At 45.8% G+C, this 20,724-nt stretch carries 21 protein-coding genes, 2 pseudogenes and 1 riboswitch; of the genes and pseudogenes, 12 read left to right on the top strand and 11 right to left on the bottom strand.

Annotated features, from left to right (window positions below; translation table 11 throughout):
* Window positions 1-326 precede the first annotated feature (326 nt).
* Window positions 327-1,745 carry a sugar porter family MFS transporter gene (locus tag D5S11_RS17115; RefSeq protein WP_108725146.1) on the bottom strand — a complete coding sequence of 473 codons (1,419 nt, stop codon included), beginning with the start codon at window positions 1,743-1,745 and terminating at the stop codon, window positions 327-329.
* 427 nt (window positions 1,746-2,172) lie between these two features.
* On the bottom strand, window positions 2,173-3,174 hold the full coding sequence (locus tag D5S11_RS17120) for an NADPH:quinone oxidoreductase family protein (protein WP_020955415.1): 1,002 nt from the start codon (window positions 3,172-3,174) through the stop codon (window positions 2,173-2,175).
* A 127-nt stretch (window positions 3,175-3,301) separates the two neighbouring features.
* On the opposite strand from D5S11_RS17120, the gene D5S11_RS17125 reads away from it, so the two are divergent.
* From D5S11_RS17125 to D5S11_RS17150, 6 genes are all read left to right on the top strand, one after another.
* Entirely contained in the window at window positions 3,302-3,769 is a 468-nt protein-coding gene (locus D5S11_RS17125; protein ID WP_020955414.1) for an SRPBCC family protein, read from the top strand.
* Window positions 3,770-3,880: 111 nt separating this feature from the next.
* Window positions 3,881-4,735 (top strand): manganese catalase family protein, encoded by an 855-nt coding sequence (locus tag D5S11_RS17130; protein WP_020955413.1) that lies wholly within the window; start codon window positions 3,881-3,883, stop codon window positions 4,733-4,735.
* 236 nt (window positions 4,736-4,971) lie between these two features.
* A complete protein-coding gene (locus D5S11_RS17135; RefSeq protein ID WP_020955412.1) occupies window positions 4,972-6,534 on the top strand; it encodes an APC family permease in 1,563 nt (520 codons plus the stop codon).
* A gap of 116 nt (window positions 6,535-6,650) precedes the next feature.
* A complete protein-coding gene (locus tag D5S11_RS17140) occupies window positions 6,651-7,232 on the top strand; it encodes a TetR/AcrR family transcriptional regulator (protein WP_007409294.1) in 582 nt (193 codons plus the stop codon).
* 72 nt (window positions 7,233-7,304) lie between these two features.
* On the top strand, window positions 7,305-7,634 hold the full coding sequence (locus D5S11_RS17145) for a DMT family transporter (RefSeq protein ID WP_003156023.1): 330 nt from the start codon (window positions 7,305-7,307) through the stop codon (window positions 7,632-7,634).
* On the top strand, window positions 7,634-7,948 hold the full coding sequence (locus tag D5S11_RS17150; protein WP_003156024.1) for a DMT family transporter: 315 nt from the start codon (window positions 7,634-7,636) through the stop codon (window positions 7,946-7,948). The genes D5S11_RS17145 and D5S11_RS17150 overlap by 1 nt, the downstream gene beginning before the upstream one ends.
* A gap of 59 nt (window positions 7,949-8,007) precedes the next feature.
* Here D5S11_RS17150 and D5S11_RS17155 read toward each other — a convergent pair whose 3' ends face one another.
* The 3 genes from D5S11_RS17155 to D5S11_RS17165 form a co-directional block, all read right to left on the bottom strand.
* The gene (locus D5S11_RS17155) at window positions 8,008-9,222 is read right to left on the bottom strand and encodes a CynX/NimT family MFS transporter (RefSeq protein WP_040238464.1); all 1,215 of its coding nucleotides are present in this window, start codon (window positions 9,220-9,222) and stop codon (window positions 8,008-8,010) included.
* A complete protein-coding gene (locus tag D5S11_RS17160; RefSeq protein WP_040238466.1) occupies window positions 9,212-9,898 on the bottom strand; it encodes a FadR/GntR family transcriptional regulator in 687 nt (228 codons plus the stop codon). The genes D5S11_RS17155 and D5S11_RS17160 overlap by 11 nt, the downstream gene beginning before the upstream one ends.
* Window positions 9,899-10,019: 121 nt before the next feature.
* The gene (locus D5S11_RS17165; protein WP_040238468.1) at window positions 10,020-10,736 is read right to left on the bottom strand and encodes a GntR family transcriptional regulator; all 717 of its coding nucleotides are present in this window, start codon (window positions 10,734-10,736) and stop codon (window positions 10,020-10,022) included.
* A 177-nt stretch (window positions 10,737-10,913) separates the two neighbouring features.
* A riboswitch (purine riboswitch) is annotated at window positions 10,914-11,013 on the top strand.
* 54 nt (window positions 11,014-11,067) lie between these two features.
* Here D5S11_RS17165 and D5S11_RS17170 point away from each other — a divergent pair.
* Window positions 11,068-12,228 carry an MFS transporter gene (locus tag D5S11_RS17170; RefSeq protein WP_007409299.1) on the top strand — a complete coding sequence of 387 codons (1,161 nt, stop codon included), beginning with the start codon at window positions 11,068-11,070 and terminating at the stop codon, window positions 12,226-12,228.
* Between the two features lie 51 nt (window positions 12,229-12,279).
* Here the strand turns inward: D5S11_RS17170 and D5S11_RS17175 are convergent, their stop codons facing one another.
* The gene (locus tag D5S11_RS17175) at window positions 12,280-12,846 is read right to left on the bottom strand and encodes a YdhK family protein (RefSeq protein ID WP_014417056.1); all 567 of its coding nucleotides are present in this window, start codon (window positions 12,844-12,846) and stop codon (window positions 12,280-12,282) included.
* 196 nt (window positions 12,847-13,042) lie between these two features.
* On the opposite strand from D5S11_RS17175, the gene D5S11_RS19935 reads away from it, so the two are divergent.
* Window positions 13,043-13,216, top strand: a complete 174-nt coding sequence (locus tag D5S11_RS19935; protein ID WP_007409301.1) for a hypothetical protein — start codon at window positions 13,043-13,045, stop codon at window positions 13,214-13,216.
* A 52-nt stretch (window positions 13,217-13,268) separates the two neighbouring features.
* On the opposite strand, the gene D5S11_RS17180 is transcribed toward D5S11_RS19935, so the two are convergent.
* Both D5S11_RS17180 and D5S11_RS17185 read right to left on the bottom strand, forming a co-directional pair.
* Window positions 13,269-14,627 (bottom strand): serine hydrolase, encoded by a 1,359-nt coding sequence (locus D5S11_RS17180; protein WP_007409302.1) that lies wholly within the window; start codon window positions 14,625-14,627, stop codon window positions 13,269-13,271.
* A 135-nt stretch (window positions 14,628-14,762) separates the two neighbouring features.
* Window positions 14,763-15,032, bottom strand: a complete 270-nt coding sequence (locus D5S11_RS17185; RefSeq protein ID WP_007409303.1) for a hypothetical protein — start codon at window positions 15,030-15,032, stop codon at window positions 14,763-14,765.
* Window positions 15,033-15,263: 231 nt separating this feature from the next.
* On the opposite strand from D5S11_RS17185, the gene D5S11_RS17190 reads away from it, so the two are divergent.
* Entirely contained in the window at window positions 15,264-15,518 is a 255-nt protein-coding gene (locus D5S11_RS17190; protein ID WP_007409304.1) for a hypothetical protein, read from the top strand.
* A 57-nt stretch (window positions 15,519-15,575) separates the two neighbouring features.
* Here D5S11_RS17190 and D5S11_RS17195 read toward each other — a convergent pair whose 3' ends face one another.
* Together D5S11_RS17195 and D5S11_RS17200 are read right to left on the bottom strand one after the other, a co-directional pair.
* The gene (locus tag D5S11_RS17195) at window positions 15,576-16,769 is read right to left on the bottom strand and encodes a macrolide family glycosyltransferase (protein WP_007409305.1); all 1,194 of its coding nucleotides are present in this window, start codon (window positions 16,767-16,769) and stop codon (window positions 15,576-15,578) included.
* A gap of 140 nt (window positions 16,770-16,909) precedes the next feature.
* Window positions 16,910-17,596 carry a GntR family transcriptional regulator gene (locus D5S11_RS17200; protein ID WP_020955411.1) on the bottom strand — a complete coding sequence of 229 codons (687 nt, stop codon included), beginning with the start codon at window positions 17,594-17,596 and terminating at the stop codon, window positions 16,910-16,912.
* A 191-nt stretch (window positions 17,597-17,787) separates the two neighbouring features.
* Here D5S11_RS17200 and D5S11_RS17205 point away from each other — a divergent pair.
* The 3 genes and pseudogenes from D5S11_RS17205 to D5S11_RS17215 all read left to right on the top strand — a co-directional run.
* Window positions 17,788-18,273 (top strand): annotated as a pseudogene (locus tag D5S11_RS17205) (isocitrate/isopropylmalate family dehydrogenase); the annotation flags it as partial.
* 427 nt (window positions 18,274-18,700) lie between these two features.
* A complete protein-coding gene (locus tag D5S11_RS17210; protein ID WP_020955408.1) occupies window positions 18,701-19,126 on the top strand; it encodes a hypothetical protein in 426 nt (141 codons plus the stop codon).
* Between the two features lie 217 nt (window positions 19,127-19,343).
* Window positions 19,344-19,871, top strand: a pseudogene (locus D5S11_RS17215) (isocitrate/isopropylmalate family dehydrogenase); the annotation flags it as partial.
* Window positions 19,872-19,919: 48 nt separating this feature from the next.
* Here D5S11_RS17215 and D5S11_RS17220 read toward each other — a convergent pair.
* Complete coding sequence (locus D5S11_RS17220; RefSeq protein ID WP_108725147.1) at window positions 19,920-20,702, bottom strand: class I SAM-dependent methyltransferase; 783 nt, start codon at window positions 20,700-20,702, stop codon at window positions 19,920-19,922.
* Window positions 20,703-20,724 lie beyond the last annotated feature (22 nt).

Genomic DNA, 20,724 nt, shown 5'->3' on the forward strand with positions numbered 1-20,724 from the left:
CTCTATCCAATTGAGCTACGGGCGCTTATCAGGCGACTTAACTATCATACTACCAATCAGTTATGATGTCAAGTGTTTTTTATTTCTTTTCGAAGTCTTTTTCTCGACCTCATTCATTATACACGCTTTTGAGAATTTGTAAAGTCTTTTTTTAAAAGATCATTTTCTCATTTGTCGTTATCGCTTTGTTCATCAGCGACGTTTAATAATATACCATGCACTTTAAATTAGGTCAACACTTTTACGAAACTTTTTTCTCACTTATTATTCCCTTCTATATAATAAATAAAAAAGCAGGATTCCTAGGAACCCCGCGTCTATCCAGATTACCCGCTCACCTTGGCTTCTGCGCTATTACGATCTGTTTTTTCATAAGTACGGAAGTTTTGTTCAAGCTGTTCGAGCGACAGACCTTTCGTTTCCGGAAGGAACCTTTTCACAAATATAACGGACGCTATCCCTAACAGGACAAAAATGAAGAAGGTTGCAGACAATCCGATGTTTGCGAGCAGGACCGGAAAAGTGAAACCAACAAGGAAGTTCACGATCCAGAGGCAGAAGACAGTGACCCCCATACCAAGTCCCCGCAATCGAAGCGGGAATATCTCCGACAGCATCAGCCAGGTCACCGGAGAGACAGCCCCCTGCTGAAACGCAAGGAAAGTGACTGTTAATGAAAGAACCACATAAGGAAGAGCAGGCGATCCTTTCAGCACGACAGACAGAACTCCGATCAAAAGCAGCACCGCAGTCGTTCCGATCAGCCCCGTCATCAGCATCGGGCGGCGGCCGACTTTGCCGAGAAGCCATATTCCTACAAAAGTCGCGAGCACCGAAATCACACCGTTAGCGATATTGCCGATTAATGCGGCTTTTGTCTCGAAACCGGCATCTTTTAAAATTTGAGTTCCATAATACATAATTGAATTCACGCCGGTGAGCTGCTGCACTACCGCAATTCCGATCCCGATAAACACAATGCGGCGCACCCACGGAACGGCAAGATCCTTAAAGGCGGCCTGCTCCATCTCAGCTTCCTTATGAAAGGCAGATTCAATCTCAGTGAGCTCAGACTTCGCTTTCTCTTCATTCCTTATTCGCCGGAGAACGTGCAGAGCATCTTCTTTTCTCCCTTTAGAAACCAGCCAGCGCGGACTTTCAGGAACTTTCAGCATACCGAAAAACAAGAATACCGCCGGAAGGGCCGCGATAACGAGCATATAACGCCAGGCGTGAGAGGTATCACCAAGCACATTGCCGATGATAGCATTACACGTAAAGGCAAGCAGCTGGCCTGTTACAATCATCAATTCATTTTGGGTAACCATTCTCCCTCGGCTTTCCGCCGGCGACATTTCAGCCAAATACGCCGGAACGGTTACGGATGCTCCCCCGACGGCAAGCCCCAGCAGAAAACGGGAGATGATCATAACAGATACGTTAGGCGCCAGTGTACATCCAAGCGTCGCTGCAAAGAACAAAACGGCAAGGATAAGGATATTTTTACGTCTGCCGTTATAGTCCGACAATCTCCCTCCGAAAACTGCGCCGATCGCAGCACCCAAGAGCAGGGAGCTCGCCACCATCCCTTCAGTCAAAGCGGTAAGATTAAGCTGGTCAGCTTCCGCCATGAACGGCAGCGCCCCATTAATTACACCTGTATCGTAGCCGAAAAGTAGACCCCCGAACGTCGATACTAAAATGATGGTTCTCAAAAATGAATGCTGGCTGCTATTTTTATTCATCTTCAAATCCTCCTAGTTTTACACAGAGATAATATCGGAATATTCAGTTATCAATATTTACACCTATAACGTCTGCATACAAGTTCTGACCGTCCAAAACAGTTATATAAGAAGAAAATAATCTGAAAGCGTTATCATTTATAGTGATTATCCGCTCTCCCCTCTCGTCAAATTGTTATTTTATAGTTACTTTATAGTGAAGTTATAATGATATTATTGGCACTTATGTTATTATCATAATTTTAAAAGCGCTTTCAGTCAATGAATATTTCAGAAAATTTTATAACTTACCTTTATATTACCTATATGTAATCAATTTATGTTTTTAATCAACTAATTTTCACTATATGATCAATATTTAATCTCTTTTTGATAAATAATTGATTATATAGTGAAAACCCCCAATCAGCAGTTGGGGGTTTTTGATTTATTCTTCGTTTATTGTAACGATCGTTCTTCCTCTCGCTTCTCCTTTTAAAAGAGCAGGAAGCGTATCCGGCAGCTCTTCAAGTGTAATTTCCTTTTGAATAAAGGCCTCCAGATCTGCAGGCTTGAAGTCATCAGCTAAACGCTGCCATGTTTTCTTTCTTGTCTCCATCGGACAGAATACGGAATCGATTCCCAAGAGACTGACGCCGCGCAATATAAACGGAAAGACTGTAGCCGGGAGTTTCGTTCCCGCTGTCAGTCCGCTCACAGCAACTGATCCGCCGTACTGAATCTGGCTGAGAACTGAAGCAAGCGGCTCACCTCCGACCGGATCGACGGCCGCTGCCCATTTTTGTTTTTGCATTGGTTTTAACGTGCCGTTATACACTTCGTCACGGTGAATGACCGTCTTTGCTCCGAGGCTCTTCAAATAGCCGCTTTCGTCTTCTTTTCCCGTACTGGCCTCGACCTCGTAACCTAAAGTTGAAAGAATGGAGACGGCAAAGCTTCCGACGCCGCCTGTCGCTCCTGTCACCAGCACCTTCCCTTTTTCAGGAGCGGCATGGTTTTCTTCAAGACGCTGGACGGACAATGCGGCAGTGAAGCCGGCGGTTCCGATCGTCATGGCTTCTTTAAGTGTCAGACCTTCAGGCAGCGGCACGATCCAATCTGCCGGAATGCGGGCCATCCCGCTATAACCGCCAAAGCGGGAAACACCTATGCCGTAGCTTGTCGCAATGACCCTATCCCCCTCTTTGAAACGGGCGTCATCTGAGGAAACGACGATTCCTGCTAAATCAATTCCCGGCACGAAAGGGTACGACGTTACGATCTTGCCGTCAGGAATGGCAGCCAAGCTGTCTTTATAATTCACCCCTGAGTAGCAAACCTTAATCAGCACTTCACCCTCGGGAAGGTCCTGAACCGCCAGCTCCCGTACGCTGACTGAAAACCGGTCTTCACGTTGATCGACTACTAACGCTTTAAATTGATCTGTCATCACTACGTCTCCTTAAAATGAATTGAATGGCTTTGGAAAAGCATAAAATAAGTTTGATTTGTTTTCAAATGTCCTGCCCCGTGTAGTATGATCAAAAGTAAAAACAGCGAAAGAGTGGTTACGCATCATGTCTGATAAACAAAACAAAGATAACAAAAACAACAACAGCAGCAATCAGCCATTACCGGACATTATTCATACCGCCGTTTTCAAGGCGCCGATACAAGTTGTCTGGGATACGGTCTCCACTGCGGACGGCCTGTCTCTCTGGTTTATGCCGAATGATTTCACACCTCAAGAAGACAGTGAGTTTCAGCTGGAATCTCCGTTCGGTCCGTCTCCGTGCAAGCTGCTGGATATTGAAGCGCCGTACCGCCTTTCTTTTTCGTGGGATACGGAAGGCTGGATCGTTTCTTTTGTCTTAAAGGAAACGGAAAGCGGAGATACGGAATTCACTCTCATTCACGGCGGATGGAAAGAGCCGGAAGCCGTCATCAATAAAGTCAATCGGAAAAGCTCCGAGATTCACAGTACGATGGATCAAGGATGGAACGGGCTTGTCAACACGAAACTTCGCGGGGCGGTTGAGGCTTAACACAAAAGGACGGACACGCTTCCCGTCCTTTTTTTGATGCCGATACATAAAAACTGACTTTGCAAAGACACTAACAGAAGAACCGAAAACTTCTTTCAGGGGGCGCTGTTTATGTATTATTACAAAGAAGAGCTGATCAATATCATTAAACCGGACAAGCCGGACCCGGCCGCGGCCAAGGTGCTTCAGGAAATTTTAGGCGGGCACTACGGAGAAATGCGGACGATGATGCAATACTTTTTCCAAAGCTCTAATTTCAGAGGAAAAGAAAAACAGTTCCGTGACCTGCTTCGCGGTGTATTTTTAGAAGAGATCGCACACGTTGAGCTTGTCCAGCATACGATTAATGCGCTGCTCGACGAAAGCGGCGCTGAGGGCCCCGGAAATCAGGCGGCAGATCAGGCGCCGCTTGACGAAGCAGTTAAACACGCCAATCCGCACCATTTTATCATCGGAGCGCAAAGTTCTCTTCCTGTAGACGCCGGCGGCAATCCATGGAACGGGTCTTGGGTATACAACCACGGGAATCTGATTTCCGATTTATTGGACAATGTCGTGCTGGAATCAACCGGCGTGCTGCAAAAGACACGCATTTATGAAATGAGTTCAAATCAGACGTTCAGAGAAACACTCGGTTTTCTGATCGTCCGTGACAACGCCCATCAAAATGCATTTACAAAAGCGTTGGAAACACTGGGTGTTGAATGGGGCAAATTATTTCCCGTGCCGAATTATGATATTGAAAAATACCCGGAATGCCGGAAATTCGTTGAGATGGGTTATCATAATACCCAATTTAATTTCAGACTGGATCCGACACGGATCGGAGAAATTCTGCAGGGAACGACGCCGAGCCGAAACGGCGGAGACTTAAGTGTGTCCGAGCCTCCTAAAGGTTTCCCCGTGCCGGAACTTCCTGAACTTCCGAATGAGCACAGCCCCGGACTGAAAGATATGAACTTGTAACAAAAAACGCCTGTTTCGGGCGTTTTTTGTTTTTCTGAATATGAGGTTTGAATGTGTTTAAAACGGGGAATATAAGCCGGGAGATCTTGCCATACGGCCGTTATTATAATGTGAGCACATTGCTGTACATACTTCGTTTCGAAAGTTGTCCTAATTTTCCAGCCGGCCGCTGGGTATGTTTGAATGATAATGGGAATTATGTAAAGAGAACAATGTCTTTTCTAAGGAGGCAGCGAATGTCTAAGCAAGGAAACTTCCAGAAAACTATGTCACTTTTTGATCTTATTTTAATCGGCATGGGAGCCATATTCGGTTCGGCATGGCTGTTTGCCGTCAGTAACGTCGCCTCTAAAGCGGGCCCATCAGGCGTTTTTTCCTGGCTGATCGGCGGGGGAATCATCTTATTGATCGGCTTGGTTTATGCGGAACTGGGCGCCGCGCTGCCGCGGACCGGGGGAATTATCCGGTATCCCGTATATTCACACGGACACCTCGTCGGATATTTAATTTCCTTTGTCACCATTGTGGCATACACGAGCCTTATTTCTATAGAAGTCACGGCAGTCCGCCAATACGTGGCGTATTGGTTTCCCGGTTTGACCGTAAAAGGCTCCGATTCTCCGACAATTGCCGGGTGGATATTGCAATTTGCGCTGCTCTGCCTGTTCTTCCTCCTCAATTACTGGAGTGTCAAAACCTTTGCGAAAGCAAACTTCATTATTTCGATTTTTAAATATGTCGTACCGATTACGGTAATTGTGGTACTGATTTTTCATTTTCACCCGGGCAATATGACCGTTCACGGATTCGCGCCTTTTGGCTTCACCGGAATTCAGGCCGCGATTTCCACAGGCGGCGTCATGTTTGCATATCTTGGGCTGCATCCGATTGTAGCTGTCGCGAGTGAAGTGCAGAACCCCAAGCGGAACATTCCGATCGCATTGATTGTCTGTATTATCGTGTCTACTATTATTTACACCGTGCTGCAGCTCACTTTTATAGGGGCGATCCCGGCGGATACCCTGAAGCACGGATGGCCGGCTATCGGGACTGAATTCTCCCTTCCGTTCAAAGATATCGCCGTTTTGCTAGGTTTGGGGTGGCTGGCGACATTGGTCATTTTAGATGCGATTTTATCACCGGGCGGTAACGGAAATATCTTTATGAATACGACTTCACGTCTCGTCTATGCCTGGGCCAGAAACGGAACATTATTCAGCATTTTTTCTAAAGTCAATAAAGAAACCGGGACACCGCGCGCCTCCCTTTGGCTTTCGTTCGGTCTGGCTGTTTTTTGGACGCTTCCGTTCCCTTCTTGGAACGCTCTTGTCAACGTATGCTCCGTCGCATTGATTCTGTCTTATGCGATTGCGCCGATTTCTTCTGCGGCGCTGAGAGTCAACGCGAAGAATATTAACAGACCGTTTTATTTAAAAGGGATGAGCATCATCGGGCCGCTGTCGTTTATTTTTACCTCTTATATTGTATATTGGTCCGGATGGCGCACCGTATCCTGGCTTCTCGGTTCTCAAATTGTCATGTTTCTGATCTATCTCTGTTTCAGTAAATATGCTCCCAAAGATGATGTCAGCATACGGCAGCAGCTGAAATCAGCATGGTGGATCGTCGGCTTTTATGTCATGATGCTGATTTTCTCCTATCTCGGCTCGTTCGGCCACGGATTGGGCATTATCAACAATCCGCTTGACCTGATTCTGATCGCCATCGGTTCGCTCGGTATTTATTACTGGGCAAAATATACGGGTCTGCCGAAGGCTATGATCGACAGTGATAAATGACGAATACCGGAAAGAAGTATGGTCTTCTTTCCGGTATTTTTATTTTAAGGGATGACAAAAAAGCGAACATGCGATAAAATGAATGACAGTCATTCATAAAAGGAGGAACCCCTCTATTGGCAAAACAAAGCTCGGGAAAATACGAAAAGATCCTGCAAGCCGCGATTGAAGTCATTTCTGAAAAAGGATTAGACAAAGCATCCATTTCAGAAATCGTCAAAAAAGCCGGAACGGCCCAAGGGACGTTTTACTTATATTTTTCTTCTAAAAACGCACTGATATCCGCGATTGCAGAAAACCTGCTCGACACTACGCTGGACAGAATAAAAGGGAAAACGGACGGTTCTGAAGATTTTTGGACGTTGCTGGACATTTTGGTAGATGAGACATTTCACATCACCCGGCTTCATAAAGATATTATCGTTCTCTGTTATTCCGGTCTTGCCATCGATCATTCGATGGAGAAATGGGAAGCCATTTATCAGCCTTATTATTCCTGGCTGGAAGGCGTGATCAATACGGCCATTGAACAGGGTGAGGTCCACAGCGGCATTCATGTCAGATGGACGGCCAGAACGATTATCAACGTTGTCGAGAACGCGGCTGAACGGTTTTATATCGGCTGTGAACAGGATGTCGATCTCGAAGTATATAAAAAAGAAATATTCAGCTTTCTCAAAAGAAGCTTGCAGAAATGATTGGCGGAGACCGATCATTTTTGACCGCCGTAAAAATGACTGACATTCATTCATAACTGAGGTGACTGTATCATGTATTGGCTGCTTGTATTGATAGCCGGACTGTTAGAAGTAGTTTGGGCGTCCGCCCTGAAGCATGCGGATTCGCTCTTTGATTGGATTGGTATTTTCCTTCTGATTGCCGTCAGCTTTCTGATGCTGATCCGCTCTTATAAAAAAATTCCGATGGCTGCCGCATATACCGTTTTTGTCGGAATAGGCACCGTCGGCACATATGTAACGGGCGTCATTTTAGGCGAATCGTTTTCAATCGGGCAAATATTCTTTTTGGCTTTGCTGTTGTCCGGCATTTTAGGAATGAAGGTATTTACGAAAGAAACTGAAACAAGGGGTGAACATTAATGGCATGGCTGCTGTTATTTATTGCCGGAGCGGAGGAAGTTGTAGCGGCCGTTGCCATGAAACATATTGACGGTTTTAAAAAAAAGTGGCCGCTGATTGTCATGGTAACAGGCTTTATGCTTTCATTCTTTTGCCTTTCCGGAGCGATGCAGGTTCTTCCCACAGGTGTCGCGTATGCCGCTTGGACCGGCATGGGAAGCATCGGCGTTTCGGCCGTGGGCATACTTTGGTTTAAAGAAAAATTCAACCTGTCACAATTGGTGTCTCTGGGGCTTATCCTCATCGGTGTCATCGGCTTAAAACTGACAGCGTGACGGCCTGAGACAGCTTTTCAAATAAAAAACAAAGGACCCTAAACGGGCCCTTTGTTTTTTTATGCTGTTTTGATCTGTTCTGCTTTTCCCGCTCCGACTCCGAAAATAAAAATCAGAACGGAGACTGCGATCAGCATGAATAACGGAACCGTCCAGCCGTGCGTGATGTCATGCAGCAAACCGAATACGAGCGGCCCGAACGCGGCAAGCAGGTATCCGAATGACTGAGCCATGCCGGAAAGCGCCGCGGCTTCATGAACATGCCGTGTCCGCAGGCTGAAGAACATCATCGCCAAGCTGAACGCACATCCTCCCGCAATTCCGATCAAAATGACCCATAGCGGAGTGAGAGCCGGGCTTCCGAAAAGAACGCCGGCAATGCCGATAAGGAAAAATAAAGCTGTCAGTCCGGCGAGTGCGCGCTGATTTTTCATTTTAGCGGCAGCGATCGGCACGATAAAAGTAATCGGCAGGACTGAGAATTGCATTAATGAAAGCATCCATCCCGCCTTACTTGAGCTGAGACCATTCTGCTGAAGAATTTCCGGCAGCCAAGCGATGACGGTGTAAAAAATAAGGGATTGCAGCCCCATGAACATCGTCACCTTCCAAGCCAGCGGAGACCGCAGCAGACTGCTTTTCTTCTCTCCGTTTGTCCCAGTCGTGCGGATAGGCAGTTCGCGTCCTCGCATTTGCGGAATCCACATGACAAACGCAATGAAAGAAAGGATAGCCCAGCAGCCGAGCGCGCCTTTCCAGCCTAACCCCGCTGAAGAGGCGATCGGCACGCTGATGCCGGATGCAATCGCGCCGCACAGATTCATAGAAACCGAGTAGACGCCGGTCATGATGCCTAAATTTCCAGGAAACTTATGTTTAATGAGACTCGGCAGCAGGACGTTGCATACGGCGATCGACAATCCCAACAGAATCGTTCCGAAAAAGAGAGTGCCGATTCCGGCGATGGAGCGCAGCAGAGTTCCGGCTGTCAGGACAATTAATGATGACAGTAACACAATCTCGGTCCCGAAGCGCCGCGACAATAAAGGAACAAACGGCGACAGACATGCAAAGGCCAAAAGCGGCACTGTCGTAATGGTGCCGGCAGCCGCATTGGTCATGCCGAGGCTGTCCCGAATTGAGGAAACGAGCGGCCCGACCGATGTCAGAGGCGCTCTGAGGTTGGCCCCTATCAATATGACTCCGATGACCAGCAATATCAGTTTTTTACGCTGACTTGCTTGCAGAATTTGATGTTCGTCTTTAATTTTCATGTTCATCCTCCATGTGTATTGTATCTTTAAATACTGTGATGTATTGGTTGACGGCCTCCATGGCCTGATCCGGCTTCTGTCCAATAATCGCGGCGGCAAGCTGGGTGTGGATCCGTATAGCAGGGGTGATTTCCAACAGGTTGTGGACTGACGCACAAAGCGCCTCCGTCATATGCTCGTAAAGATCAGAAAGCATGTTGTTATGGGCTGCCTGTACAATGGTTTTGTGCAGTTTAATGTCAGCCTCGGCATATCGTTTTCGATCTTCATTTTGCAAGGCCGCTTCACATTCATCCAAGCATGCCTTCAGTGCTTTCAGGTCTTCGTCATTACGCCTTTCCGCCGCCAATCGCGCAGCTTCTCTTTCGAGTGCGTATCTGACTTCTAATGTTTCAAGCAAATTTGATTTTTTAATATGGCGGTAAAATGCCGCGCCGAGAACACTGGATGAGCTGACATACGTACCGCTCCCCTGCCTTGTCTGAAGCAGGCCGGCATGTACGAGCGCCCGAATGGCCTCACGCAATGTGTTTCGGCTCACATCAAATTGCTTCATTAAATCCAGCTCAGGGGGAATGCGCGTCCCGACCGGCCATTTATCCGATTGAATTAACCATTCAATTTGCGCCACCACTTGTTCTACGAGCGACAGTCTGCTTGTTTTGGATATCTCCATCAAAACACCTCTGAAATTTGTAGGATGATTCTATCATTGGGTAATATAACATAAAAGAAGCGAAGATGTAAATCAGCGGCAACAAAAAAAGAGTGAGTTTTTCTCTCACTCTTCGGCGTTTTTATGAACGTTTTATATTGACTGAGGTGACGACAAACTTGTCATGACGGTGGCGGGAAAATGAATATTCAAAGGGAGTGCCGTTGTCCAAAAAGCCTACATGCTCGACTTCAAGTATCGGGTCATCCGACCGGCAGCCGAGATATTGCTGATCCATATCATCCGACTTGCACGCTCTGATTTTTCTGTGTGAGCCTGCGATTTTGAGCTGGAGTTCCCGCGTAATATGATCGTAGATGGAATGGTTGAGCACCTCGTCATTAATGCCGGGTATAAGGCTCGCCGGCATGTACGTTTTTTCAAGAACGTACGGTTCGCCTTCAACAATTCTGAGCCTCACTACATAATAGACGGGAGTCTTTTCATCGATGGCCAAATGCGCGGCGACATCTTGAGACGGAAACTGCACTTCAAACCGGATGACCTTGCTCTTGATATCTTTGTCTTTTAACAAATTGCTCAGGCCGAGAATTTCGTTGCTGACTACGTGAACGTGCTCATCCTGCATGGCTGATTGAATGATAAACGTGCCGTGCCCTCTTTTTCTGAAAAGCATCCCTTCAGCCGCAAGTGTATCAAGCGCCCGCTTCATCGTCATCCGGCTGCACCCGAACTCCGCAGCGAGCGTCTTTTCATCCGGGATCGGCTGATCTATGTCATATACACTGCTTTTAATCCTCTTTCTCATTTCGTTGGCGATTTTTTCGTACTTATTCATCGGTTTCCTCCGGCTGTATAATGTTTGATCTGTATAGACTCCTTACGGTTATCATAAATTTTTTTCCCTGCTTCATCAATGACGTTACAGCCGCCGATATTGAAATTGAAAGGATTTCCTCGAATTTTCTATGGAATCTCTCTCACTATTATGGTAGAATTTTTTGCAGAAACGGACACAACCGAATATTGCATACATTGTATAACCTCAATGATATGGTTTGAGGGTGTCTACCAGGAACCGTAAAATCCTGATTACAAAAATTGTCCCGTACACTTTTTGTAATCAGGATTTTTTATTTTCTAAAAAATAAAAAAAGGAGTATCTGTACATGAATTTCAAAGTATTTCTGCTTGCAGCATCTACCATCGCAGTCGGATTGGTTGAATTAATTGTGGGCGGTATTCTTCCGCAAATCGCTTCCGACTTAGATATATCTATCGTCAGCGCGGGGCAGCTGATCAGCGTGTTTGCGCTCGGTTACGCGGTATCCGGCCCGCTGCTTTTGGCGGTGACGGCAAAGGCTGAACGAAAGCGGCTTTATTTAATCGCACTGTTTATTTTCTTCCTAAGTAATCTGGTGGCTTATTTCAGTCCCAATTTCGCCGTACTTATGGTGTCACGGGTGCTCGCTTCCATGAGCACAGGGCTGATTGTCGTCCTTTCTTTAACGATTGCTCCTAAAATCGTGGCGCCTGAATACAGAGCGCGGGCGATCGGCATCATTTTCATGGGGTTCAGCTCCGCAATCGCTTTAGGCGTGCCTGTCGGTATTATCATCAGCAATGCCTTCGGATGGCGCGTTCTGTTCTTGGGAATCGGCGTATTATCTCTCGTTTCCATGCTGATTATCAGCGTCTTTTTTGAAAAAATACCTGCCGAAAAAATGATTCCGTTTCGTGAGCAGATCAAGACGATCGGGACCGCCAAAATTGCCAGCGCACATCTTGTCACCTTGTTTACATTGGCGGGGCATTACACACTCTATGCCTACTTTGCGCCTTTTTTGGAAAGAACGCTTCATTTGAGTTCCGTTTGGGTCAGTGTATGCTACTTTTTGTTCGGTCTGTCAGCGGTATGCGGCGGCCCGTTCGGAGGCTGGCTGTATGACCGTTTAGGAGCATTTAAAAGCATCATGCTTGTGACCGTTTCTTTCGCTCTGATCCTGTTTATTCTTCCGCTGACAACGGTTTCTTTAATCATTTTCCTGCCTGCGATGGTGATCTGGGGATTGCTCAGCTGGAGCCTTGCGCCGGCGCAGCAAAGCTATTTAATCAAAATTGCGCCTGAGTCTTCCGATATTCAGCAAAGCTTCAACACGTCCGCTTTGCAGATCGGCATCGCGCTCGGGTCAGCCATCGGCGGCGGCGTGATCGGACAAACCGGTTCAGTCACAGCAACAGCCTGGTGCGGCGGTTTGATTGTCATTATCGCTGTCGCGTTAGCTGTATTCTCTTTAACGAGACCCGCTTTGAAAAGAAAATCCGCATAAATGTGAGACCGCAAAAAAGCCAAAGGAGTTCCTTCGGCTTTTGCGGTCTTTTTATTTTGCGGCAGCAAGCTCGTCTTCTGTCACCCATTTATGATTGGTTACTTTTTGGCCGCCGTCAGTCGGTGTATAGTCGACCATATAAACGGTTGTCTTTTTGGCTGAATCAATAACGGCTTCGGCGCCCTTCATGCCTTTCATATGGGATGCCTCGATCACGGCCTTGTCACCCGGTTTTAACGTTTTATTACCGGCGCCCTTCAGCTCTTCCTGAATGACCCATTTATGATCTTCGACGCGCTTTCCTCCCGTTTCCGGAGTGTAAGATACACTGTAAACCGTTGTATCATAAGCACCTTTTACGGTTCCTTGCGCATTTTTCATGCCTTTCATATGAGAAGCTAAAATCATAACGTCACTGCCGACTTTATAAGTCGGATTTTCGGCCTTCTTTAAACCTTTCGGCACCTCGGATGAACCTGAGTGATTCATGTCTTCGTGAGAGTGCGTTTCTTTGTCTTTCGCTTTTTCGCTTCCTCCTGAAGATTGGCTGTTGCATCCGGCAAGCGCCAGAACGGGGATCAGGAGAAACATGCTGAATAAAAATAGTCTCGCTTTCATTTCAAGAACTCCTTTGCCTTTTTGATTTTTCACTTTCCCTTTCGTTTCTTCAGTAAAACAAAAAGATGGCCTGTCATTTCTCCTAATTCTTCAACTCTCTCTTTATTGCCTTTCATCAGGTGAAATTGTTCACAAAATGTACACATTAATGGAGATGCAGTATAATTCAATTATCAGATAATAGGGGGAACTCATCATGAAAACGAAGGTTTTTGCGGTGGTATTGGGCGCTGTTTTAATGATTGCGGGGTTGGTTTTGGCAGAAGTTTCGCTTTATATGGAATACATCACAATGCTCGGAGCTATGATTTTTTCTTCTATATTTATGTCAGAGCCGAAAAGAAAATTTCGCGTCATCAAAGGGGTTTGACTTTTCTATTACCGCCGTCTTCTCAGGACGGCGGTTTTGTTTTGCATGTCACTCAGTCTATCCGCACAGCCGTTTCTTCTGTGCCGTCCTGATATAAAACGAAATGCGGGGCTGTTTGTGCTTTATCACCTGCAAATTCAATTTCAAGCGGCAGCGCCCTGACAAAATAACGGGTTTCCGTCATTGGGAATAATTCGAATGGAGTCTGCCCGTCTATTGTAAGATACAATCGGTTTTCTTTTACCGCCACCGATGCATGTGTGTCATCCTGAAATGAGTAATTGCCGGTAAATCTGCTGTAAATCGCAGGATCGATATCTGCTTTTTTCTGATCTGCCGGACGTTTCGGAATCACGTATGGCTGATCAAATAAGATGTTTACAGCCGCGGCAATCACAGCTTGTTCAAATTGATACGATTGTTCCATATTGCTGAGATAAATCAATGTTTTATTCTGGTCAATATACCGGATCATCAGAGTTGAATAGCCCGGCCAGCCTCCGTCGTGACTGATAACCTTCCCTTTTTGGGGGCTGTTTTGAATCATCCAGCCAAATCCGTATCCGAATTGCTCTTCTTCATTCCAATAGCCCGGTGTAAACGCTTGATCTTTAGACTCTTTGCCGATGATTTCTTCCGTATAAAGAGCCTGATCAAACAGATATAAATCTCTAATAGCGGAGTTAACGGTTCCGTCACCTTGAATTCCGTCAAGAAAGACGACATAATCAGTTTCCTCAAGTTCATCCGGCAGCACATATTCTCCGGAATGAACATCATACACATAGCCATATGCATAGTTCGGAATGTTTTCTTTACTCAGCCTTCTGTTATAAATCCGCGTATCGTGCATACGAAGCGGATGAAATACGGCTTGTTTCATAAATTCAGCAAAACTCATGCCTGATACAATTTCTATAATAACCGCTAACACCACATACCCCGTATTACTGTAAAGCCACTCCTTGCCCGGCGGGAAATAAGCATCCGGCTTATGCTGCTTGAGCATATTGATCACATCTTGATTAACGGCAATTCTGTCCCGGTCCCAATGTGTTAAGAACAACTCCATATAGTCCGGCAATCCTGACGTATGATGGAGTAAATGCCGAATGGTAATGCCCGGATAAGGAAAATCAGGAAGCCACCGCTCTATCATATCGTCATAACGCAGCTTCCCTTGCTGCTCTAAAATGATAACGCCTAAAGCTGTAAACGGCTTCGATACTGAGGCCAATTCAAAGACCGATTGGTCATTCAGCATCCTCTTTGTTTTCAGTTCTGCAGCGCCGAATGAACCCTGGTATAAGATGCGGCCGTTTTCCGCTGCCAATACAGCGCCGTTTATTTCATGTCTTTCGTCTAAAGTGCTGAAAAGCTGTTCAAACGCTTGTTTTTTCTTTTCGTTCATTTCACGAACCTCCATATACAAGCTGATTTACTCTTTTATACGAACGGCCGCTTTAGAAGTTTCAATATTTTCCCTTCTCGAAACACAGTCAGTATACTGCCGTTCAGGCAGCCGCGGAGGTTTGATGAATGTCTTTTATTCACACAATACTGTGCAGGCTTCAAATTCAACATGCTTCTCGTCTTTATTTGCACCGGCAATTTCCATAGTCGAAAACATCGCGCAGACGACGGCTTTGTATTCGTTCATGACGGTTTGAATTTCAATCAGGAACCGTTCGGATGAAGCCGCGTATTCCGTTACGTACTCTTTCATTTTGCCGATAATATCATCTGCCTGACGGCTGAAGCCGGCCGCCTCCAAGTCACTCTCAAACTGGTTTTTGTTGATCATATGAATATGCATTTTTTAAAGGCTCCTTTCAGCAGCATTTTGTGGTTATATCTACTGTAAAGGACAGACTTGGATAAACTTTTAATAAAATATGAACAAAATATGAATTGGCTCATCGGCCTGACCGGCGGGCTTTCGGCTGTGCTCCGTTTCATTTGGACTACATGAAATAATGACTTCTTTACTCTGTTAAAAACAGCTCATATATGATCTAATACCAGTAAAATGTTTAGGAGGCGGCCTATGTCAGCAGCAGGAAATCGGCAAAAATTTTGGGTCATGGCGATGCTTATAGCGGTCTTCACCGTGTTCGTTTTCTCTTTTTCTGAGAATCATTCACAAAAGAACTGGCACACAGCGGTTGACCAGGCGTCAGTGAATGTCTTCGGCCAGCAGATCTTTGAAAAAGACCGTCTGGCAAAAACACTCGACGCACGTGAGGCAGAATCTCTTTTGACTCTTGTGAAACTTGCAAATGCAGAACATCACATCATCTAAAAGCCATTATAAAAAGCCTGTTTCCCTTTGACAGAGGAAACAGGCTTTTTCCATGTATTATTGAGCATGTTTTTGTTCAATAAACCGGTCGATCCGGGCGAGAACATCCTTCATGTCCGTACATTCTTTAAAGCTTTCATTAATGGCTTGAATGCCTTGTTTGTATTTTCCGTTATGCAGCACTTCTTCCGCGGCAAGCTTTACCTTTTCAGCGCTTACTTCATCTTTTTGCACTGTATAGCCTGCATCCAATTCAGTCAGGCGGCGCGCAACCATCGGCTGGTCTTTATCGTGCGGGATGACGACCAGCGGCACTTGATAATGAATGCCTTCATTTACACTGTTCATTCCGCCATGCGTGACAAACACGTCGGCCTGCTCCAGCACTTCAAGCTGCGGCACGTACGGGGCGATGATAAAGTTTTCCGGCGCCTGTTTGATTTTCGACAGATCGGCTTTTTCCCCGGCGGCAATGACTACTTTTCCTTCAAAATCTGAGAACGCGTCTATGCACAGATTGAAAAACGCTTCCGTGTCCCCGAGCACCGTTCCCATTGAGATATAAATGACTTTTTCATTCTTTAATGCGTCAATCGGGAAGTCGACGCGCCCTTTTCTCTTCGGAAAACTCGGACCGATAAATAAATACTCATCTCCGAATGTCTCACTTTCGGGCTGAAAATATCTGCTTGTATAGACGACGTTCAATTCACCTGTGTTGTTCATAAATTGAACCATGCTGTCAGGGGCGACACCGTATTTGTCTTTCATCTCGGCCAACAGCTCTTCACATTCCCTGTCCGGCTGAAACGGCACGCCCGATTCCGGGTGGAGCGGCAGTATTTTCAGACGGTCTTCATTGAACAGGAAGGATGCTGAAGAAGAGATGCCGGGAATGTTGAGATAGTCCCGCACCAGCTCTCCCGCACCGAATTTATCATAATAGACGGCGTCGAATTGAATGTCCTCTGCAAGCCGCTGCACAATATGTAAAATCTCCAGTGACGTTTTGATATGAACCTTTAAAAATGCAAGTATGCCGGACGGACTGCCGGGATCAATGGGTGTCATTCTGAGCAGATCGCTGTGAAGATGAACTTTCGCTCCTACTCCTTCCAGTCTGCTTTTGTATTTTTCCGTTGAGATATAATGAACGTGATCGCCCCGTTCGCTGAAGGCCTTTGTCATACCCAAAGTCGGGTTTACGTGTCCTTCTGCGGGAAAATTGATCATCAGAATATGTTTCGCCATTTTTCAATCTCCTTTGCTTGTTTTGCGTCTCTTCCATATCCATCATAAATGACGCGGAAAAAATCATGCAAGGAACATCCGTCAGGTCTTTATGACGGTTCGATGACATCGGCAAAAAAAGACAAGGCATTTCGCCTTGTCTATCGTGATGATTCGTCTGTTTCTTCCGCTCTCAGCACGCCTTTCAGATGTTCTTCATCATGCTTGAGATGCTCCGTCATATATTGCACGGCTTTTGTTTTGTCGCCCTTTTTTATTTCTTCAAAGACTTTCCGGTGCTCATGCAGAATAACTTCCGCACGTTCATCGCCTTTAAAATTAAGAACTCTGCAAAAATGAATCAGCACATTGACATGCTCAAGCAGCATGGCCAGCCGGCTGTTGCGGCTGAAATCCACAAGGAGCCGATGAAACGACTCGTTTAAGGAAATAATCTCAGTCTCTTTGACGCCTTTATTGATGGCTTCTTCCGTCTCCCGCAGCTGTTTTTCAATGAGGTCAATTTCACTCTCAGCCGCTTCATCAATAACCAGTTCGACCGCCAGTGATTCAAGTGACATTCTGATTTTATAAATCTCTTCAACATCCTTAACGGACAAAGAATAAATGACAAAGCCGTTTCGATCGTCTGCCGTCAGAAGCCCGTCCTTTTCAAGGAGCCGCATGGCTTCTCTGACCGGCGACCGGCTGACTCCGAAATCCTTGGCCAGCTGAGTCTCATTCAGCCGTTCACCCGGTTTAAAAATCCCGTCAAATATCATTTTTTTCAATTGGGAATAAAATTGCAGATAATACGGGATTGGCTTATCTAATTTAAAATTATCCATCTTTCCTACCTCTTCATACAATTTAGGCCTTATTGTTACCAAGATCATATAACAGTTTATCTATGGAAGCAACATTCCCGAGCTTGTCAGCATATCTGAGGTGCCGTAATATGGAAGTATAGTTGGTCGAGGGTATTCCGTAAACCGAAAACAATTCATTCGGAGGTGACGGAAACATGAAGACATACTAGATTGCCAGCATACCGGGGGACGGTGTGGGGAAAGAAGCAGTTCCGCAAGCGGAACGGGTGTTGAACGCGATCGCCGAATTACATGGAGGCATTGCCTTTGAGTTCACTTCTTTTCCGCGGAGCTGCGAGTATTACTTAGAGCACGGGACTATGATGCCGGATGATGGATGAGAAACGTTACAGCACTTTGATGCTTTGTTTTTGGGAGCGGCGGGGAATCAAAATCTCGTCCCCGATCATGTTTCGCTGCGGGGGCTGCTCATCAAGATACGCCGGGAATTTGAACAGGTGATTAATGTGCGGCCGGCGAAGCTCCTGCCGGGAATCACTTCCCCCCTCGTTAACCCGAAAGATTTTGATCTGATAGTCGTCCGCGAAAACAGTGAGGGCGAGTACAGCTCTGTCGGCGGCAGAATCTATCAGGGTGAGGACGAAATCGCCATACAAAATGCGGTCTTTTCCCGACGGGGTACGGACAGAGTGATCTGTTTAGGAACCGGAAGCGTTCGGCTGGGGTTTTGCCAAAGAAATGATACAATTTTTTTAAGAGATAGAGAGAGAAAATTGTATGACAAATCGCAGCAGGGGACTGCAAGGAAACGGTAACCACTCCTTTAAATGTGGTGAAAAAAGAGGATATACGTACAAGACAGGACGATTGAAGACGGTCTAATGGCATCTTCACATTAAAAGTTACATCCACAAATATGTCTTTACACAATAAAGTTAGAGAGGTAAAAAATATGAAAAAAACATTTTACTTTTTTTTGATATTATATATAATTATAGTATTATTACTTAATTCTGTATTTGACTTAAGTAATGTATTATTAACTGTTTTGTTTGCTATATTCGTTGGTGCATTAGTGATTTATAGCATTGCGAAACGGAGTAAAGGTGATGAGAGAAAAAAGTGTTAAAGAAGGTTACTAAATTATTTATAGCGGGGTGTATTCTCGCTACTGTGTTGTCTGCTTTCGCTCCAAGTTCTGAAGCAGCTTGTCGACGGACAAATCTTGGGACTCAGTGTGATAATGATGTTCTTCTTAAAAAAAGGGTAAAGGTTTATTACACAAAAAATCAGGTAAAAAAAGTTGTTTCTAGATATAACAGCATGGGGTCTAATAAAGGGCTTATTCTCGGTTATATTATTGGGTTGGTACACCCTTCTACTGGTTTAAGTGTTTTAATGTATCAAGTAGGAGCTAATAATATGATTAAGCCTTTTAAAACTGCTAATTCTAAGAAAAAGGGTTTAGAGATTTCTTACACGGTTACCGTTTATAAGTGGTCAAATGCATCTACTAAGGTATCTGGAGTAAAATATAAATATAGATAAGACTAAGTAATACATAATGAGCAGGCGATGGCCTGCTTTTTTTATTACAGGAGAAATGTGCAAAATGAAAAAGGAAAACTGAAGTGGAAATCGATCTGCATGTCAGGGAGCCTGTGTGATGATGCGTTTCTAGCGTGAGTCAACGGCATCCGGATTGCAGGGAGGATTAAGGAGTTGACTCACTCAGTCAGCATTCAAACAAACTTGTTTCAATTGGCGGAAACACGTCACAAGCGCGACGAAATCAAACGGTATTGTTCACTCGATGCCGTTCTGGGCTGACATCTTTAAAGAGGTCAGCCGGGAGTACGCCGGGATTGAGACGGATTCCCAGCACATCGATGCACTGGCGGCCTTCTTCGTCACGCAGCCGGAACGCTTTGATGTCATTGTCGCTTCGAATCTGTTCGGAGATGTGCTGACAGATATCGGCGCGGCGATTATGGGAAGCATCGGAATCGCTCCCGCAGCCAACATCAATGTAAACGGCAAATATCCTTCCATGTTTGAGCCTGTTCACGGCTCCGCCCCGGATATTGTCGGGAAAGGAATTGCCAATCCTATAGGCCAAATATGGACGGCGAAATTAATGCTCGATTCATTCGGAGAAGAGGAACTGGGTCATCTCCTCTTACAATCTATTGAAACGGTCACAAACAGCGGCATTCTGACTCCTGATGTCGGCGGAAAACATTCAACGGAAGATGTCACTTCCGCTATTATTTCTCAAATCAAGAACAGATAATACGAAAAAAACCGCGGGCAGGAAAACTGCACAGCGGTTTTTTTCGTCTCAGACGGGACGGATCACGCAGAAACAGGCCGATTCACCTGTGAAGCCCGCAATACGGCCTGATTGATCCTTTTCTACAGAAAAAAACCGCTGTATATCACGAGGAGCATCCAGCATCTGTTTTTCCAGTAATGCGGCTTTCTCTTCAGTCAGGCCTGCCCGTTCACACCAGACGGTAAATTGAAATGGTTTCAAAAAGCAGACAGCGGATTCAATCCGGAAGCCGGCTGTCTCCAGAAAACGGAGCCATTCTGTTTTTTTCCACGCTCGAAAGTGGCTCTGATCCCGTTTCTTTTCAATGTCATTATAAAAATGGTCATATTCATCCTTTTCAGGTGCGGTATTGTCAATGAGAAGCAGTCTGCCGCCCGGTTTGACAACCCGAAACGCTTCATGAACAAAGGCTCTGACATCGGGAAAATGATGCGCTGCGATTCTGCATGTGACGATATTGAAAGCAGCATCGGAAAACGGCATCTTTTCAGCATCGCCTTTTTCGAATGACACGTTCGTCCATCCGTTTCCGGTTATAAATGCTTCAGCGGCTGCTAACATTTCTTCCGTGAGGTCATAGGCGATAACAGAGCGTACGAGAGGAGCGAGAGCGTTAGCCGTATGTCCGCCTCCCGTCGCGATATCCAGCACGTCCATATGCTTTTCGGCACCGGAGGCTGAAACGAGATACGCCAAATCCTCTCCTGCGGCGTGTCCTGGACTAGTCACATATTTCGCGGCGTTTTTGGCAAATTGCCGCTGCGCCTGCTGTTTAATTGAATCCTCCATTATACTCGGGCCCCCTTTTCTT

Source organism: Bacillus sp. L75, assembly GCF_003676355.1.
In the GTDB taxonomy this organism is placed as follows: domain Bacteria; phylum Bacillota; class Bacilli; order Bacillales; family Bacillaceae; genus Bacillus; species Bacillus velezensis.